The organism is Paraburkholderia sp. Ac-20340 (assembly GCF_017104965.1).
GTDB lineage: Bacteria > Pseudomonadota > Gammaproteobacteria > Burkholderiales > Burkholderiaceae > Paraburkholderia.
The window spans coordinates 40,475-57,774 of the sequence record NZ_JAAGPR010000040.1; the positions used below are offsets into that span (position 1 = coordinate 40,475).

Consider the following 17,300-nt stretch of genomic DNA (forward strand, 5'->3'; position numbering starts at 1 on the left):
CGTCCACCACCCTCCGATCGGAACATCTATGAAAGCGCTGCAAAGCAAGCGCTCAATACGCGTTGCTGTGCACGAGCCCCTTGAGAACGGTGGCCGCCACGATGCGCATGTCGAGCGCGAACGACCAGTGATGGAGGTAATAGAGATCGTGTTCGACGCGGCGCTCCATCTTCTCCACGCGATCGGTCTCTCCGCGATAGCCATTCACCTGCGCCCAGCCCGTGATACCCGGCTTGATGCGATAACGGTGGATATAACCGTTCACGACCTTGCGATAGAGTTCGTCGTGCTCGATCGCATGCGGGCGCGGGCCGACCACCGACATGTCGCCGCGCAGCACGTTATAGAACTGCGGCAGTTCGTCCAGACTCGTGCGACGCAGAATCCCGCCCACTTTCGTGATGCGCGAATCGTTGCGCGTGGCCTGCACGACCTGTCCCGCGACTTCGGCGTGCTGACGCATGGTGCGGAACTTGTAGATGCGGAACACGCGGCCATCCGCGCCCATGCGCTTTTGCGTGAAGAACACCGGGCCCGCCGAAGACAGCTTCACAGCCAGGCTTACCGCAATGAAAACCGGCAGCAGCGCGAGCAGCGCAGCGGCGGCAAACACGCGGTCGAAAATCTCTTTCTTCACCAGCGCATGCGCGGGCATGGGCGAGGCCACGAGATTCATCGCCGGCATGCCGATGAGATCGACCATTGCATTGCCGAACAACGCCATGCTGCGCACATCGGGAATGAATCGCACGTTCACGAGATCGTCGCGAAACGCATTCACGCATTGCAGAATGGTTTGCTCTTCGCACAGCGGCAGCGCGAGCCACACTTCCTGAATGCCGTTGCGGCGCACGAAATCGACAAAGCTCGCAAAGTGTTCCGTGCCTGCAAACGCCGGCACGCCGATGATGGCCGCGCCGCCCGCCGGTTTCGCATCGAACGCCGCCATGGCGCGAAAGCCGGTAGCGGGCGCTTGCTGGATGCGCTCGACCATATGCTGGCAATGCTCGCCGCAACCGACGATCGCCACGTTGCGCAGATTCATGCCGGCATGGCGCGCACGCGAAAGCGCAGCGCGCACGACCAGCCGCACGCCGACCATGCCCGCCGCGGTATAGCCGGTCCACCACATGAACCACTCGCGCGAGACGGCGTCGGTGCTGTGCACGGCGAACATCATCACGAGCGCGCAGACGGCGACCACCGCCCACGCCAGCACGACCTGCGAAAGAAACCGCAGAATCGAGCGCCCGCGCCATGATTGATACACGCCGAACACGGGAAACACGGCGAGCGTAAACGCACAGGCGAACAACGCAAATGCGCCCTCCACGCCCAGCGACACGCTATCGGCCGCATGCAGGCCAGTCGCCAGCCGCGCACAGCCGACGACCAGCGTGACGTCCAGCATGCGCGCAAGCAGTCCTTGCACGCCGCCGAACGAGGCCGGAGATTCCGGCACGAACTCGATGGTACTCATGACCCGACTCTCCAGTTGCGAGCGCAACGAGTGCGCTCCAGATCGCTTCAGGCCCGGCCGTAGGTATCGTCGAAACGCACGATGTCGTCTTCGCCCAGATACGCGCCCGATTGCACCTCGATGATTTCGAGCGGCAATTTGCCGGGGTTTTCCAGACGATGGCGCACGCCGATCGGGATAAAGGTCGATTCGTTTTCGCTGAGCATGAACTGCTCGTCGCCGCGCGTGACAAGCGCCGTGCCGCTCACCACGACCCAGTGTTCGGCGCGATGGTGATGCAGTTGCAGCGAGAGTTGCGCGCCCGGCTGCACGACGATGCGCTTGACCTGAAAACGCGCGCCCTTGTCGATCGAGTCGTAATAGCCCCAGGGACGGCGCACCTTGCGGTGCGTATTCGCTTCGGGCGCGTGCATCGCCTTGATCTTCGACACCAGACCCTTGACGTCCTTCACGTGCGAGCGGTCGGCGACTAGTACGGCGTCGTCGGTTTCCACCACCACCACGTTGCTCACGCCCACGCAGGCCACCAGACGCCCTTCCGAATGCGCGAGACTCGACGTGGCGTTCTCGAACATCACGCGGCCGCGCGCAACGTTGCCGTCGGCGTCCTTGTCGAGCGCGTCCCACACGGCGTCCCACGATCCCAGATCGGACCAGCCCGCATCGAGCGGCACGACCACGCCCTGCGCGAGCGCGGCGTCGGTGCCAAGGCGCTCCATCACGGCGTAATCGATCGAATCGGACGGCGAGGTCTTGAAGTAATCGCGATGCGGACGGAAGAACGCGCCATCACGCTGCCCCGACACATACGCGGCCATGCAGGCCTCGTGCATTTCAGGCTGAAGATGTTGCAGCGTGTCGAGCCATACCGATGCGCGCACAACGAAAATGCCGCTGTTCCACCAGTAATCGCCGGTGTCCACGTAATGCGCGGCCAGTTCGGGCGCGGGTTTTTCGACGAAGCCCGCGATATTGCGCGCGTCTTCATCAAGCGGCGCGCCCAGACGGATATAACCGAAGCCGGTGTCGGGACGCGTGGGCGGCACGCCGAGCGTCGCGATGGCGCCTGCTTCCGCATAACGCGCCGCGCGGCTCACGGCGCGCTGGAACGCAGCCAGATCGCCAATCGCGTGGTCTGCAGGCATAGCCACGACGATAGCGTCGCCGCCTTGCGCGCACGCAGCGGCGCAGGCCAGCGTCAATGCAGGCGCGGTGTCGCGGCGCTCCGGCTCCACGATAATCGCCGCCTTCACGCCGTTCACACAACTCTGCTCGGCGGTCATAAAGCGATGCTCGTCGCCGCACACGATGATCGGCTCGGGCACGATCTCCCACGGCGTGGGAAAGCCGTCGAGGCGACGCATGGTCGATTGCAGCAGCGTGTCCTGACCGATCACGCCGATCAACTGCTTCGGATATTGCTCGCGCGACATCGGCCACAGACGCGTGCCGGCGCCGCCCGCCAGCACCACCGGCACGATGCGCAGCGTGGGGATATGCGTCATCGGCGCGCCCGGCGTGCTGACGTCGAGTACATCGACGGTCATGAACACCGGCGCCGCCTTGGCGGACTCCAGCGGTTTGACGAGTTTTGCGTAATCGATTTCCATTGCTTCGTACTCCTATTATCTATAGGAAGTTAAAACCGCCGGGGCAGCGCCGCGCCAAAGCGCGGACGCCTCGCCCGTCGTCGAAGAGGAATGCGTGTGCTGTCTCCGCCTCGCACGGCGTCGCGCCGTACGGTACGTGCTGTTAGCGCGTGGATGCGCTATCTACGTGAGATCGCCGATGCGGCGCTCATTGGCCAATCGCGTCGTCCACCCGAACACGGTGACGGCTGCGATATTCGGTGGGAGAAACGCCCAGCCGGCTGCGGAAGACCTTGGACAGGCGGTCGCCGTCGCGCATCCCGCTGCGGCGTGCGATCTTGTCCACCGGCAGATCGGTGTTGACGAGCAACTGGCAGGTCAGTTCGAGCCGCACCTGCAACAGATAATCCGAGGGCGTCATGCCGAGCACGTCCTTGAACCGCCGCAGAAAATTGCGCTCGCTCATCGCGAAAGCCTGCGCCGCATCCGCCACCGAGATCGCCCGCTCGCAGTTCTCCTGGAGCCAGCGCGCCGACGCCCAGACCTTGTCGCCCGAGGTGGGACGCGAGGCATCGGCAAACAGCGCGGAAAGCCGCGTGGAAAGACTTGGCAACGCGCGTTCGCCGACCTTGCGCGCCGCATCGGCGCCCATATCGCGGCGAATCAGCACGAGCGCCGCGCGCAGCGCTTCGTGATGATCGTCGGCGGCTGCATCTTCCTCCGTGCCCGCGAGGCGCACACGTTGACCAAACGGCGCGCCGCCCTGCTCCGATTCGAGCCCGGCCGCCTTCAACAACGCATGCCCTTCGCCAATCGCCCGCACTTCGTCGCTGGCCGGCACGACGCGATGCAGCCACGCCTTCAGGCGCGCATCGTTCAATGCATTCGCCACGGCACGGCCGCCGCCGATAAAGAGCGCGTCGAAACCGCGGATGCACGAATCGCCCACTTCGTCGATCGCGGACGTCGCCAGTCTGAGCGACGACGAGCACGCCACTGCGCCCCCTTCCACCGAAAGCATCCAGACGCGGTACGGCAGCGTGCGGTTGCCTTCGGCCATTGCAATGTCATTAGCCAGCTGAAATACCTCTGCCACCATCCCTGCGCCGAGCAGGGAAAAACCTTCGAACAGCACAATCCCGATTTGCCGAGTAACACTTTCACGGGTGACTCGCGCCGCAGTATTTCTAGCCGATAGCGACGCGGCCAAACCTCGATCATCTATAACGACGTATGCCATGGCTGATCCCCAATGTGGACGGTCCGCTGGCTCCCTTTTCTCGCATTCGTCGATGCGATTTTGTTGTTTCGTGTGCAGTGCATCATAGCGCGCCGAAATGCATTGCGCGTGACGTGACGGATTATGGCGAGGTGTTGGCGGATCAATAAACTGGGTAATTATGTGGCCTTACGCACATTGATAAGACAAGAATGGCCGCCATTCGGCGCTTAAAGCAAATGAAAGCGATTCAGCAAGCAGCACCCCGATGCTCAGGTGCGCACGATTCTGGCAGAGCGCGAGCAAACGCACTTGCATTGCGATGCAGCATGCGCAAAACCCCTGTAATTCCGCATTCCCGGCAAATCAGATAAATAATCAGGCTGAGAAATCGGTCATTTAATTCGTCTGGTTTATATAGAAACGTTTCATTTTTGAATCGGAAAATCCATCAAATTGGCGCGGCTAGCAGAATCCGTTCCATTCAAAATGTTTTCAGTGATTTTTCCTCGGACAAATCGAAAGCTGAATGGAGAGAAGTAACGGGGTTCTCCCGCATGGACAAAAACCGTGAGGAAAAAGCCACAGGAAGAATTGCTTTTGTATGGTGCATGGCAAAAATATGACCGGCCACATTTACCGCTCCTGCACCCTGGATGGCCGATTCCGCCGAAAGCTTGGCGTCGAACGCATTCCGGTGCGTAGTAAGGTGGCTCGAGGGCTTCAAGCGGCGAACCGCAACGGCAAACATACCAAACCACGACAACAGGTCAGGCCATGAGCGAAGGGGTAACGGCTGCGCACGGCGGCCTTGTCAGCGAATTCGTCGGCGTTGTGCCGCCCGACTTGCTGGCAAGTATCAATGCATCGATTGAAGCCGCGCGACACGAATGGCAGCCACCCGACGGACGCCGCGCCTCGGCAGCGGCGCGCCAGTTCGCCGACGCGCTGCGCCGGCACGAGGCCTTCAGCGCCATGGAAGCGCAAGTCTGCGCAGCAGCGCGACAGTGGGTTGCGCGCACCCAGGCGCGCGAAGCGAACGATCCGCCCATTCATGTTTTACGTTGTGTCGGGCCGGCGATGGCCGCGCAAAGCTATCTGCGCCATTTCGATTCGCATGTACTGACCGTGCTGATTCCGCTGCAGCGCGCGCCCGATGGCGAGCAGAACGGCGACCTGATCGTGCATATGCGCCGCTGCGCGCCGCTTGCACCGCTCGCGCATTTGATGACCAAGGCGTGGCTCTTTTTCGAGCACGGCCTGCCCTTCGGGTTGCGTCGCGCAATCGTCAATAGCGGTTTCGGCACGCGGCGTGGTTTGCGCATTCGCTGCGAGCCCGGCAACGCCTACGTATTCAATGGCTTTGTCACGCTTCACCACAACCTGCATGTCGCCGATGGCGAACGCCGCTCGCTCATCATCCATCACTATGACGCAGGCCTCGAAGCGCGGCTGCGCACGATGGTGCGAGCCGTGCGCCATATGCGCGACCGGCTTGCTGGGTACTCCTGAATGCTTGATCGACACGGATCTTCGATATCGTACGATTGTCCGATCGCTGCGAGATTCTGGCGGGCGGGCACATCATTGCGCGCCGCATAATCGGCCACACTCGACCTCGATTCGAGCACCCGCTTCGAGCATGGTTCGATTCCCGCTCGAGTCCAATTCGCCGCGCGCACGGAGGGCCAGTGAAGATCCTGATCTACGGCATCAACTACGCACCGGAAATGACCGGGATCGGCAAATACACGGGCGAAATGGCCACCTGGCTCGCCGCGCGCGGACATGAAGTGCGCGTGGTCACGGCGCCGCCCTACTATCCCGAGTGGCAGGTAGCAGAACCGTACTCGGCAAACCGCTACGCCAGCGAAACGCGCGACGGCGTACAGGTCGTGCGTGCGCCCTTGTGGGTGCCGTCGAAGCCGCGCGGCAAGGGCCGCCTCGTGCATCTCGCGAGCTTCGCGTTATCGAGCCTGCCGCTGATGTTGCGCTTTGCGCTCTGGCGTCCCGATGTGGTGTTCTGCGTCGCGCCCAGTCTGCTCAACGCGCCCACCGGCTGGCTCGCAGCGCGGCTATGCGGCGCACACGCGTGGCTACATATTCAGGACTTCGAAGTGGATGCGGCATTCAAGCTCGACATTCTGCGCGGCTCATGGCTCAAGCGCACGGCGCTGGCGATCGAACGCGCGCTGCTGACGCGCTTCGACAGTGTCTCGACGATCTCCGGCAAGATGCTCGAGCGCGCCGCCGACAAAGGCGTGCGCGCCGCGCAACTCGTGCGTTTTCCCAACTGGGCGAGCACCGACGCCGTGTTTCCGCTGGAGCGCGTGAGCCGCCTGAAAGCAGCGCTGGGCATCGCGCCCGACGCAATGGTCGTGCTCTACTCCGGCAACATGGGCATGAAGCAGGGCCTCGACGTGCTGACCGACGCCACGCTCGCGCTCAAGGATCAGCCCGATCTCGCCTTCGTGTTCTGCGGCAGCGGGCCGGCGCGCGCGGCCATCGAAGCGGCCTGCGGCGAGTTGCCGAATTGCCGCGTGATCGATCTGCGTCCCGTCGAGGAGCTCAACGAACTGCTCAATCTCGCCGATATCCACGTGCTCCCGCAACGCGCCGATGCCGCCGATCTCGTCATGCCGTCCAAGCTCACCGGCATGTTCGCAAGCGGCCGCGCGGTGATCGCGATGGCCAGCCCCGGCACGGAGTTGCATAGCGCCGTCGCGCCGCGCGGCATGGTGGTGCCGCCCGGCGATGCGCCCAGCCTCGCCCAGGCGATCCGCGCACTGGCCGACGATCCGGTCCGGCGTGCGGAATTCGGCAAGGCCGGCCGGGCGTTCGCGGTTGCGTCGCTGTCGCGCGACGGCGTGCTGGAGGATTTCGATGCGCGCCTGCGTGCGGTGCGGGCCGCGCGCAAAGGACCGTCGAAAGTCGGCACAAAGGCCGAAAGCCCGAAGACGCCGGCGCTGGAGGTCGTGCGCGACGCGGAGCGGCCTGGCTGACGTTTTTTCGGGCGCCAGACGCAACAAAGCCGGCTCTTTTACAAGAACCGGCTTTGTTCGCTGCAGATCGACCAGCAGATGGGCGGCGTGTGCCCGAACAACGCCTCAGGCGTTGGTTCGTCCCGCTCCGATTGCGATCAGACCGTATTCAGCGGTGAACAGCTTAGTCGCGCGGCAGACCGAACGGTGCGTAGTGCGAGCGGCGGATGCGTTCGGCTTCGCGAGCACGCGCAGCATACGAATAGTCGGCATCCATCGGCAGGTAGGGCGACGCGAAGAAGTCGTCCACCTTCTGGAGCAGTGCGAGGATAAAGCTCATGATGACTCCCGGTGTGACAGGTTTTAAGGGTTTTCCCTAGGAATGAAAGCATTATAGGGTTTTCCCTAGGCAAACGCCAGTGCACTGCAACAAAAAATCTGCGGCGCGGCGTCGCGGCCCGTCAACAGGCGCCCATGCGTTGCGCAAGGGCAACACATAGGCGATCTGATTTTCAGGGGTCGAAAGGAAAAATACGGCGCTGACTGATTAGTTCTTCGCCGTCTGCGTCGGGCGGGCGCCCTGCTGGGAACGCGTTTTGGCGGCGGCGTGCGAGCCGGCCTTTTCAGCGTTCTTTTCTGCAACGGCCTTTTCCGCTGCGGCTTTTTCAGCGGCCTTCCGGGCAGCACGCGCGGCGTGGCGCGAAGGCGCCGATGCGGACTGCGCTCGCGCCGCAGCAGGCGCCGCCGACGTGGCGGCAGGCGCAATAGCCATCGGCGCGAGCGCTGCAACCGGCGGCGTGTCCATGCGCGCCGCCAGCTTGTCGAGCGCGGCCTGCTGGTTCTGCATCAGCAACTCGATGCGCTGCTGCTGCGCCTGCGAATCGGCGGAAAAATTGGCCAGCATGGCCGTTTCCGCGACCGCCAGCACCGTTGTGACCGCCAGCGCCGCTACCGCAGCCGTGAGCATCCACTTCGTGCGGCGTGCCTGCACGGCCAGTGCGGCCGCGAGATCGGCAGGCGACGCTTCGGCCGTGCGCTCGTTGACGGGGCCATGCACCGCCGCCTCGAAATCCGAAGCATGCACCACCGACGTCAGATGCGCCGGGCTGCCGCTTGCGCTCGTGGGCGCGTAGGAAAAGCCGCTGACGGACGGCGCCGCCGGTTCGAGCTTCTCCTTGTATGGCCTGGGAGCGACGGTTGCGTCCGGCGCTGCGGATTCAGCGCTTTGCTCAACCTGCGCGGTTTCCGCCGATGCCGGTGCCGAAGGCACTTCGGCCTGCTGCGGCGCGGGCGCGTCCTCATGTGCCATATCGGCGTGAAAAGACGGCTCGATGGGTTCGTCGGATAGCTCTGGCGTCAGCGCAGGCGCTTTTTGCCGCGCTGCGCGACGCGCGGCGGGCGACGCCATCGCGCGGCTGACCTTGGCGCTCATGGTCTGCGGCGTGCCGACGAATTCCGGCGCAGGGCCTTCGCCAAACAGATCGAGGGTGGTTTCAGGAGGCTGGGAGTCCAGCGTAGCGGAGTCGGTTTCGGCGGAAGACACCGGAGTGCGTCGCCGGGAGGCGCTGGTGCGCGCACCGCGCCCGTTTCCCGACGTTCCGTTGACTGCATTGTCTTCGTTGTCTGCGTAATCTGCGTGATCGGCCATGGGTCAACGATGATGCTCACTTCGGATGAACTCGCGAGGCGCGCGTCCATCCTTTGGCCGGGCGCCTCTGGACAGGCATCTTAGCCGCAAACGTTACCGGTGTGCGTCCCTAAAATATGAAGTATCCATGACGCATTGCTGCATTGCCCGCACCCTCATCCGTCGATGACTCCGCTTCGCGGGCCGTCCTCGCGAAATTCCTTGACCGCGTCCAGGCGCCGCAGCGCCGTGCAGATCGCCTCGTACTCCATCGACGAAACCCGCGCCAGCACGATCATCACTTCATCCAGTTCGGGCGAATCGTCGCTCTGCTGCACCACGAACTGCTTCACGCGCGGGCTGGAAGTGCCCAGCGCGTCGTGCAGCGAATGGAAAGTGAGCGCGCCGCGCGTGACCAGCAGCGAGATCTGCCGGCGCTGCCGGAACGTGATGAAGCGGCGCTCCAGCGGCTTGATGCCCGCAAGGATGATGAGGATGATCACCGTTGCCGCGATCGCCGCCGTATAAAGGCCGCCGCCCACCGCGAGGCCGATGGCCGCGACCGACCAGAGGCTCGCCGCCGTGGTCAGGCCGCGCACGATCTCGCCGCGCAGCAGGATCGAGCCCGCACCCAGAAAGCCGATGCCCGAGACCACCTGCGCGGCCATCCGCGACGGGTCGAGGACGACGTGATCGGCGCTGAGCACATCGGCGAAACCGAACGCCGACACGATCATGATGAGCGCCGAGCCCACGCACACCAGCATGTGCGTACGCAGTCCGGCGGCCCACGACAGCCGCTCGCGCTCGAAGCCGATGACGCTGCCCAGCGCCGCCGCAATGACGAGTCGCGAAACGAGTTCCCAGTTGTTCAGCATGGTTGGCGTTCTCCTTGTCGTTAGGTGGAAGTCGGGCTTGCATCGCCAGCAAGCTTTAGTAAGACCTCGATTCGAGACAGCCTGCGGCGCAGCGTACAATCGGGAAACCCATTCAGCCTGTTGCCGCCGTCAGCCGTGCGGCACGTCCTTCATGAACGCATTTACCGGCGCAGCCAGCCTGCGCGATCATTTCGACCGCACCGTCCTGCCGCTGTGGCGCGGCCCGGGTTTCAATACCGCCCTGCGTCTGCCGCACGAAGCGCTCGACGCCACCGGCACCGCGCCCTTGCCCGACACGCGCTATCGCGCGATGGCCTGCGCGCGCCAGCTTTTCGTGTTCTCGCAGAACGGCGACGCGGCGCACGCGCATACGCTGTTCGAATCGCTGTGCCGTCTCTTTGCGGACCGCACGCACGGCGGTTGGTTCTATAGCGTCGATCCGCAAGGCGCGCCGCTCGATACCACCAAGGATCTCTATACGCACGCGTTCGTCGTGTTCGCCTGCTCGGCGTATGGGCAGCGCTTTGGCGTGAGCGAGGCGCTCGATGTGGCGCGCGAGACGTCGGCGCTGATCCTCGACCGCTTCAAGGCCCACGACGGCTTGCTACATGCCGCGCTCGACGTCTCGTTCGCAAGCGCCATCGGCGGCCCGCTGCAAAATCCGCTGATGCATCTGACCGAGGCCTGGCTCGTGGCCCGCGAAGCCACCGGCGACGCCGCGTTCGACACCGCCATCACGCGTCTGTGCGAAGCGCTCGCGCGCGGCTTTCTGCATACGCCCACGGGCTGTATCGCCGAATTGCCGATCGGCGCGGCGGGCAACCGCCTGGAGCCCGGCCATCAGTTCGAATGGTTCTGGCTGGCGACGCAGGCGGGCCATGCCCGGCTGGGTGCCTCCGGGCTGCAGGAAGCGCTTGCGCGCGCGTTCACGTTTGCAGTGAAGCACGGCGTGGACCCGGTCTCGGGCGCCGTGGCTGCGGCTGTCGATGAAGCAGGCCGCGTGACGGACGCCACGCAGCGCATCTGGGCGCAGACGGAGTACCTGCGTGCGATTGCAACGCACGACGATACCGTTGTGCGCGCAACGTTGAACGATCAGATCGGCAAGTTCGCCGGGCGCTTCATCACGCCGCAAGGCTGGGTGGAATGCCGCAGCGCAAACGGCGAAATCGCTCGCGCCGATATGCCTTCGACTACGCCGTATCATTTGCTGACGGCGTACAGCGCGCTCTAACGCCGCGCGAAATTAAACGAGAAAGGGCAGCCCGTGGCTGCCCTTTCTTCATGCTGAAACCGACTTCGCTGCAGCAAACTCAGGCTGCGGCAAACGCTCCGTCCGGCTCCGTGCGCGCCGCGCTCAGCGCCGCCAGATTGCGGCCTTCCGCCAGCACCGCCGGCGAGATCTCGAACGCCGCCACCGCTTCCGCAAGCTGACGCGTCTGCTGATGCAGCGAAGCCGCCGCCGCCGCCGCTTCCTCGACCAGCGCCGCGTTCTGCTGCGTCATCTGGTCCATCTGCGAAACGGCCGTGTTGACCTGATCGATACCCGCGCTCTGTTCGAGCGACGACGCGCTGATACCCGCCATCATCTGCGTGGCGCGCGAAATCGAAGTCGACACTTCGCGCATCGACTCGCCCGCGCGCTCGACCAGTTCCGAGCCGCCGCGAATCTGCGACACCGACTCGCTGATCAGCGTCTTGATTTCCTTCGCCGACTGCGCGCTGCGCTGCGCGAGCCCACGCACTTCGCCCGCCACCACCGCGAAGCCGCGGCCCTGTTCGCCCGCGCGCGCCGCTTCGACGGCCGCGTTGAGCGCAAGGATGTTGGTCTGGAACGCGATACCGTCGATTACGCCGATGATCTCGGCGATCTTGTCCGAGCTTTGCGCGATCGCGTGCATACGCTCGACCACTTCGCCCACCACGGCGCCGCCGCGCGAGGTGGCATCGAGTGCCGCTTCGGCCAGCGCGTTGGCTTCGCGGGCGTTTTCGGCGGTGTTGCGCACCGTGCCGGTCAGCTCTTCCATGCTGGCCGCCGTTTCTTCGAGCGAGGCTGCCTGCGATTCCGTGCGCGCCGACAGATCGGCGTTGCCGGTAGCGATTTCGTCGGCGCCCACGTTGATGCCGCCCGCCGTCTCGCGCACCGTATGCACCGTGCGCGCGAGGCTCGCCTGCATCATCGCGATGCCGCGGAACAGCCGGCCGATTTCGTTATCGCCGCGCGCCGTGACGGTCTCGTTCAGATGCCCGCGAGCGATGCGATCGAAGTGGCGGCCCGCTTCTTCGAGCGGTGCGACCACGCCGTTGCGCAGCCCGAAGTGCACGCTGGTCGCGAGCGCGACGAGGCCGATCAGGATCACGATGCCGACGGTCTGGAACACCGCAAGGCGCGTATCGATCGATTCGAGCGAAGCCCGGCTGGCCGCCGCGCTAAAGCGCGCGAACTCGTGCAGCTCGTTCAGGTAAGCGTCCTGATACGACTGCGTCGGTTGATCGAGGAAGGCCTGAATGTTGTTGGCGTTGAGGTCGTCGACGAGTTCGGCGAGCGCCTTGTGATAGACCTGATAACGCTGGCCGAGCGCGGCGATGCGCGTGCGGTCTTCGTCGTTCATCGCCTCGACGGCGTTGAGCGTCGCGAACGCCTGATCGGCCGCGCCGAGTTCGTCCTGCGCGTGGCTGATGATGTCGGTCGGCGCCGCACCGCCGCCGCGAATCAGACGGGTGCCCGCCCGCGACAGGTTGATGCGCGCGTCCATCAGATGCTGGGTGATTTCATTGGCGGCGCTCGCCTGACGCAGCGCGACCTTGGAAAGATCCTTGACGTCGTCGTGCGTGCGGGTGAGCGACCAGAAACCCAGCCCCTCGGTCACGAGCTGGAGCACACAGAATGCGACTAGAACGCATAGAAGGCCGGATGCGACCTTGATCTTGCTGAACATCTTGAACACCTGGGATGGCAGTGAGTGTGGGGTGAGCGCCCGCATGTGATCGCGTGCGCCTGCACTGGGGTTTACGGCAGGCGCAAACGTTGAATTGAGGCTTAAAACATGAAATTTCCGCGTCAAAACAGCGACAGATCGTTTCGGAATCGATTTGAAAGGCCGATTTGAAATGCCGGAGCGGATTGCCGATTGATTCAAGCCATTTGTCGCAACAATCCGCGTAAAGGCGTTCGTCGATTCACCTTGCGCCGCCGCAAGACGCTTCCTAGAGTGGTTAGGGAATTCATGCGGGCATCGCCCGAGGAAGCCGACCATGACCGATCTGGTGGACCGCGCGCGCGGCGCGCTGATGGCGCAGCCGTTCAGCATGCTGCTTGGCACCGAGCTGATGCACGTCGGCCCCGACGAGCTGACGCTGCGCCTTCCCGTGCGCGACGAACTCAAGCAGCAGCACGGCTTCGTGCACGGCGGCGTGATTTCCTATCTCGCCGACAACGCACTGACCTTCGCGGGCGCGCTGGCGCTCGGGCCGCGCGTCGTCACCGGCGAATACAAGATCAACTATCTGAGGCCGGCGCTCTCCGGCACGCTGATGGCGCGGGCGCGCGTGGTTCACGCGGGGCGCCAGCAGGCCACCTGCCAGTGCAGCGTGTTCGTGATGGAAGACGGCGGCGAGCGGCTGGTGGCGCTCGCGCAGGGCACGGTCAGCCGGATGGGCGACGCGAACGGCGAGACGGTGCATATGCCGGTTTGAGGCTGCATCGCCGGTCACAAGGAAAACGGCCGCGGGTCTGAAACCCGCGGCCGTCCGCTTTTGCGCTTCGCTTCCGAGTATCGCTGCTGCCCGTATCAGGCGCCGCGCTTACTCCGCCGCACGCGTTTTCTGCGTCTGCACGCCCAGCCCTTCGATGCCCAGGCGCACGGTCTGCCCCGCCTTCAGGTACACCGGCGCGGGCTTCACGCCCATGCCCACGCCCGGCGGCGTGCCGGTGGAAATCACGTCGCCCGGTTGCAGGCTCATGCACTGCGACAGATACGACACGATCTTCGCGACCGTGAAGATCATCGTGCGCGTGTTGCCGTTCTGGTAGCGATGGCCGTCCACTTCGAGCCACAGCGAAAGGTTCTGCGGATCGGGCACTTCGTCGCGCGTCACGAGCCACGGGCCGGTCGGGCCGAAGGTATCGAAACCCTTGCCCTTGTCCCACTGACCGCCGCGCTCGATCTGCCATGCGCGCTCGGACACGTCGTTGATGACGCAATAACCCGCTACGTGTTCGAGCGCCTGCGCTTCGCTGACGTTCTTCGTGAACTTGCCGATCACCACGCCCAGTTCCACTTCCCAATCGGTCTTCGTCGAGCCGCGCGGGATTTCGATGTCGTCGTCCGGGCCGACGATCGCGCTGGTCCACTTGTTGAAGACGACCGGCTCGGCGGGAATCGGCATATTCGATTCGGCGGCGTGATCGGCATAGTTCAGACCGATACACACCATCTTGCCGATATGGCCCACGCACGGGCCCAGGCGCGGATTGCCTTCGACGAGCGGCAGCGTTTGCGGATCGATCGTGCGCAATTGCGCGAGGCCCGCATCGGACAGCACATCGCCGGCGATATCGGCGACGGCGCCCGAGAGCGCGCGGATGCGGCCTTCGGCATCCACGAGGCCCGGCTTTTCGTGGCCTTTCGGGCCATAGCGAAGCAGTTTCATCGTCTATCTTCCTTGTGTCTCTCTACAGTGTCTTTATGGATGCGGCAGTGAAACCGATCGCGGATCAGTTCGACCAGCCGCCATCGATCACATGCGCCTGGCCCGTCGTGAATGCCGATTCGTCCGAGGCCAGATAGAGCGCCAGCGCCGCGATTTCCTCCGGCTTGCCCACGCGCCCCATCGGCTGGCGCGCGACGAAGGCGGCGCGCGCCGCGTCCACCGTCGTGCCTTGCGCCGATGCCTGCGCGGCGATGCGCTCCTCCAGCGAAGGCGAGGCCACGGTGCCGGGACAGATCGCATTGCAGCGGATGCCGCGCGTGATGAAATCGGCGGCCACGGCCTTGGTCAACCCTATCACAGCCGCCTTGGACGCGCCGTAGACGAAGCGGTTGGGCACGCCCTTCACGCTCGACGCCGCCGACGACATATTGATGATCGAGCCGCCGCCCGCCTCCAGCATCGCCGGCAAAAAGGCGCGGATGGTGCGGTACATGGCCTTGGCGTTGAGGTCGAACGCGAAGTCCCAGTCCTCTTCGCTCGCTTCGAGGATCGAGCCCGCATGGACGAAACCCGCGCAGTTGAACAGCACGTCGATGGCGCCCAGTTCGCGCGCGAACGCGTTGATCGAAGCGCTGTCGCGCACATCGAGCGTACGCGCTTCGACGGGCAGTTTGCCGAGCGCGTCGATGCGCACGTCGGTGGCGATCACGCGCGCGCCCTCACGCGCGAACAACTCCGCGGCGGCATAACCGATGCCTTGCCCCGCAGCCGTGATCAAGGCCGTCTTGCCGGCCAGTCTTTGTCCCCTTTGTTCCATCTGCCGCTCCAGTTGATACGGTGTTGAATGCCGTGTTCGCCGATGAAGCCCGATGACAGGCATTATGGCGAGCCGCCACGCCGCGCGGGCCTTTCGGCGCTGTTGTCTAACCGGCTGGATTAACGCGCACTGATTTTTTCGACGTCTTTCGACTTCATTCCACGTCATTCAACCGATAAAACGCCGCCGCGTTGCCGCCGAAGATCGCCGCCCGCTCGTGCGCGGCGAGTGGCACGAAGAGACGTTGCGCGCTCGCGTGCCAGCTTGCGTAATCGCCGTTGAGATTGAGCACGGGCCAGTCGCTGCCCCACATCAGCCGATGCGCGCCGAAGCTCGCCAGCAGATGCGCGATAAACGGACGCAAGGTGTCGTCGCGCCAGCCCGGCGCGGCTTCGGTGACGAGTCCCGAAACCTTGCAGCGCACCTGTCCGAAGCGCGCGAGTCGCGCGACGGCTTGAGCCCACGCTTCGAACGCTTGCGCGCTGCCGTCGCGGATCGGCGGCTTTGCGCCGTGATCGATCACCACGCGCAACGCGGGATATCGTGTGAGCAATGTTTCGAGCGCGGGCGCGTGGCGCGCGAAGATCAGCGCGTCGAAAGCGAGATCGTGGGCGATCAGCGCTTCGATGCCGCGGGCGATATCGGCGGTCGCGATCCAGTTGTCGTCGGGCAGGTCTTGCAGCATGGGGCGCACGGCGCGCAGTTTCGGTTCGCCTGCGAGTTCGGCGATCAACTCGGCTGCGTGTGGATCGTCGAGCGGCACCCAGCCCACCACGCCTGCGATCGAATCGTCATCGCGTGCGAGATCCAGCAGATAGCGCGTTTCTTCCAGGGTGGGCGCGGCCTGCACGAGCACCGTGCGCTTCACGCCGCATTGCGCGCGCAGCGGCGCGAGATCGGGCGGCAGGAAGCGCCGATACAGCACGCCGAGTTCAGGCGTGAGCCAGCCGTAATCGCCGCGCGCGGGGTCCCAGTAATGTTGATGGGCGTCGATCTCCTCGAATGCGGTGGAGGCGTTCATCGTGCGGCAAGAACCGGCAGCGGAGCACGTGCATCGATCAGCCCTTCGTCACGCACCGCGAGCCAGAATTCGCGCGGCAACGCGGTTTCGAACGAAGCCGCGTTCTCGCGCATTTCCGTCGCGCTACGCGCGCCCGTGAGCACCGTCGCCACGGCCGCATGCGCATACGGAAATTGCAGCGCCGCCGCCGCGAGCGGCACGTTAAAGCGCCGGCAGATCGCATCGAGTTGCGCCACGCGCGCCACCACGTCCGGCGGCGCATCGCCGTAATTGAACTTGCGATCGCCTGCGAGACCGCGCGCAAGAATGCCCGAATTGAATGCGCCACCCAGCAGGATGCTCACGCCACGCTCGGTACACGCTGGCAGCAGATCGTCGAGCGGCGCCTGTTCGAGCAGCGTGTAGCGGCCCGCCAGCAGCGCGCAATCGATATCGAATTCGCGCATCGCTTCGAGTATGACTTCGCGCTCGTTCACACCGAAGCCAATCGCCTTGATCGCACCGGCCGCGCGCAATTCGTCGAGCGCGCGAAAGCCTCCGCCTTCGCTCAATTGCCGCCAGTAATGCGCGTTGCGCTCGCCATGCGTCAGTCTGCCGATGTCGTGCACCAGCAGAATGTCGATATCGACCAGGCCCATGCGCTGCTGGCTGTCTTCGTAAGCGCGCAGAATGCCGTCGCGCGTGTAGTCGTAGATTGCCTCGAATGGCAGCGGGTTTTGCCAGCCTTCGCTGCCGTCGTAGGCGTGCGTGCGCGGCACGAAACGGCGGCCCACTTTGGTCGAGAGCACGTATTCATCACGCGGATAACGCCGCAGCGCCGCGCCCAGCCGATGCTCCGCCTTCGTGTGGCCGTAGTGCGGCGCGGTGTCGAAGAAACGCACGCCCGCGTTCCATGCGGCATCGACGGTGGCTTGCGCTTCTGCGTCGCCGAGATCGCGGTACAGGCCGCCCAGCGGCGCCGTGCCCAGACTCAACGCGCTGACCTCCAGCGCTGTGCGCCCGATACGGCGGCGTTGATTAATCTGCTGCGCCATG

General features: G+C 64.5%; 16 protein-coding genes. 4 read left to right on the top strand and 12 right to left on the bottom strand.

Annotated features, from left to right (window positions below; translation table 11 throughout):
- Positions 1–52: 52 nt before the first annotated feature.
- The 4 genes from G3N59_RS32260 to G3N59_RS32275 all read right to left on the bottom strand — a co-directional run bounded on the left by G3N59_RS32260 (position 53) and on the right by G3N59_RS32275 (position 5,039).
- Positions 53–1,480, bottom strand: coding sequence for an undecaprenyl-phosphate glucose phosphotransferase (locus tag G3N59_RS32260; RefSeq protein ID WP_205986904.1), 1,428 nt, complete (start codon positions 1,478–1,480; stop codon positions 53–55).
- Between the two features lie 47 nt (positions 1,481–1,527).
- The gene (locus tag G3N59_RS32265; protein WP_241024592.1) at positions 1,528–2,985 is read right to left on the bottom strand and encodes a mannose-1-phosphate guanylyltransferase/mannose-6-phosphate isomerase; all 1,458 of its coding nucleotides are present in this window, start codon (positions 2,983–2,985) and stop codon (positions 1,528–1,530) included.
- A 292-nt stretch (positions 2,986–3,277) separates the two neighbouring features.
- Entirely contained in the window at positions 3,278–4,129 is an 852-nt protein-coding gene (locus G3N59_RS32270) for a helix-turn-helix domain-containing protein (RefSeq protein ID WP_241024579.1), read from the bottom strand.
- 643 nt (positions 4,130–4,772) lie between these two features.
- A complete protein-coding gene (locus G3N59_RS32275) occupies positions 4,773–5,039 on the bottom strand; it encodes a hypothetical protein (RefSeq protein ID WP_205986906.1) in 267 nt (88 codons plus the stop codon).
- Between the two features lie 26 nt (positions 5,040–5,065).
- Here G3N59_RS32275 and G3N59_RS32280 point away from each other — a divergent pair, with 26 nt between their 5' ends.
- Together G3N59_RS32280 and G3N59_RS32285 are read left to right on the top strand one after the other, a co-directional pair.
- Complete coding sequence (locus G3N59_RS32280) at positions 5,066–5,800, top strand: hypothetical protein (protein WP_205986907.1); 735 nt, start codon at positions 5,066–5,068, stop codon at positions 5,798–5,800.
- A gap of 179 nt (positions 5,801–5,979) precedes the next feature.
- Positions 5,980–7,290: a glycosyltransferase WbuB gene (locus tag G3N59_RS32285; protein WP_205986908.1), complete on the top strand. Its 1,311-nt coding sequence runs from the start codon at positions 5,980–5,982 to the stop codon at positions 7,288–7,290.
- Between the two features lie 163 nt (positions 7,291–7,453).
- Here the strand turns inward: G3N59_RS32285 and G3N59_RS32290 are convergent, their stop codons facing one another.
- The 3 genes from G3N59_RS32290 to G3N59_RS32300 form a co-directional block, all read right to left on the bottom strand.
- A complete protein-coding gene (locus G3N59_RS32290; RefSeq protein WP_167068239.1) occupies positions 7,454–7,609 on the bottom strand; it encodes a hypothetical protein in 156 nt (51 codons plus the stop codon).
- A 207-nt stretch (positions 7,610–7,816) separates the two neighbouring features.
- Positions 7,817–8,812 carry a hypothetical protein gene (locus G3N59_RS32295; RefSeq protein WP_205986909.1) on the bottom strand — a complete coding sequence of 332 codons (996 nt, stop codon included), beginning with the start codon at positions 8,810–8,812 and terminating at the stop codon, positions 7,817–7,819.
- Positions 8,813–9,072: 260 nt separating this feature from the next.
- Entirely contained in the window at positions 9,073–9,774 is a 702-nt protein-coding gene (locus G3N59_RS32300; protein WP_205986910.1) for an MgtC/SapB family protein, read from the bottom strand.
- A 151-nt stretch (positions 9,775–9,925) separates the two neighbouring features.
- On the opposite strand from G3N59_RS32300, the gene G3N59_RS32305 reads away from it, so the two are divergent.
- A complete protein-coding gene (locus tag G3N59_RS32305) occupies positions 9,926–11,008 on the top strand; it encodes an AGE family epimerase/isomerase (protein WP_205986911.1) in 1,083 nt (360 codons plus the stop codon).
- A 79-nt stretch (positions 11,009–11,087) separates the two neighbouring features.
- On the opposite strand, the gene G3N59_RS32310 is transcribed toward G3N59_RS32305, so the two are convergent.
- Complete coding sequence (locus G3N59_RS32310) at positions 11,088–12,713, bottom strand: methyl-accepting chemotaxis protein (protein WP_205986912.1); 1,626 nt, start codon at positions 12,711–12,713, stop codon at positions 11,088–11,090.
- Between the two features lie 316 nt (positions 12,714–13,029).
- Between G3N59_RS32310 and G3N59_RS32315 the strand changes: the two genes are divergently transcribed.
- Positions 13,030–13,470, top strand: coding sequence for a PaaI family thioesterase (locus G3N59_RS32315; RefSeq protein ID WP_205986913.1), 441 nt, complete (start codon positions 13,030–13,032; stop codon positions 13,468–13,470).
- A 108-nt stretch (positions 13,471–13,578) separates the two neighbouring features.
- On the opposite strand, the gene G3N59_RS32320 is transcribed toward G3N59_RS32315, so the two are convergent.
- The 4 genes from G3N59_RS32320 to G3N59_RS32335 form a co-directional block, all read right to left on the bottom strand.
- A complete protein-coding gene (locus G3N59_RS32320) occupies positions 13,579–14,427 on the bottom strand; it encodes an ureidoglycolate lyase (protein WP_205986914.1) in 849 nt (282 codons plus the stop codon).
- A 64-nt stretch (positions 14,428–14,491) separates the two neighbouring features.
- Entirely contained in the window at positions 14,492–15,244 is a 753-nt protein-coding gene (locus G3N59_RS32325) for an SDR family oxidoreductase (protein ID WP_205986915.1), read from the bottom strand.
- Between the two features lie 154 nt (positions 15,245–15,398).
- A complete protein-coding gene (locus tag G3N59_RS32330) occupies positions 15,399–16,265 on the bottom strand; it encodes an amidohydrolase family protein (protein WP_205986916.1) in 867 nt (288 codons plus the stop codon).
- Positions 16,262–17,299 (bottom strand): aldo/keto reductase, encoded by a 1,038-nt coding sequence (locus G3N59_RS32335; protein ID WP_205986917.1) that lies wholly within the window; start codon positions 17,297–17,299, stop codon positions 16,262–16,264. Before G3N59_RS32335 ends, G3N59_RS32330 begins: the two co-directional genes overlap by 4 nt.
- Between the last annotated feature and the right edge of the window lies 1 nt (position 17,300).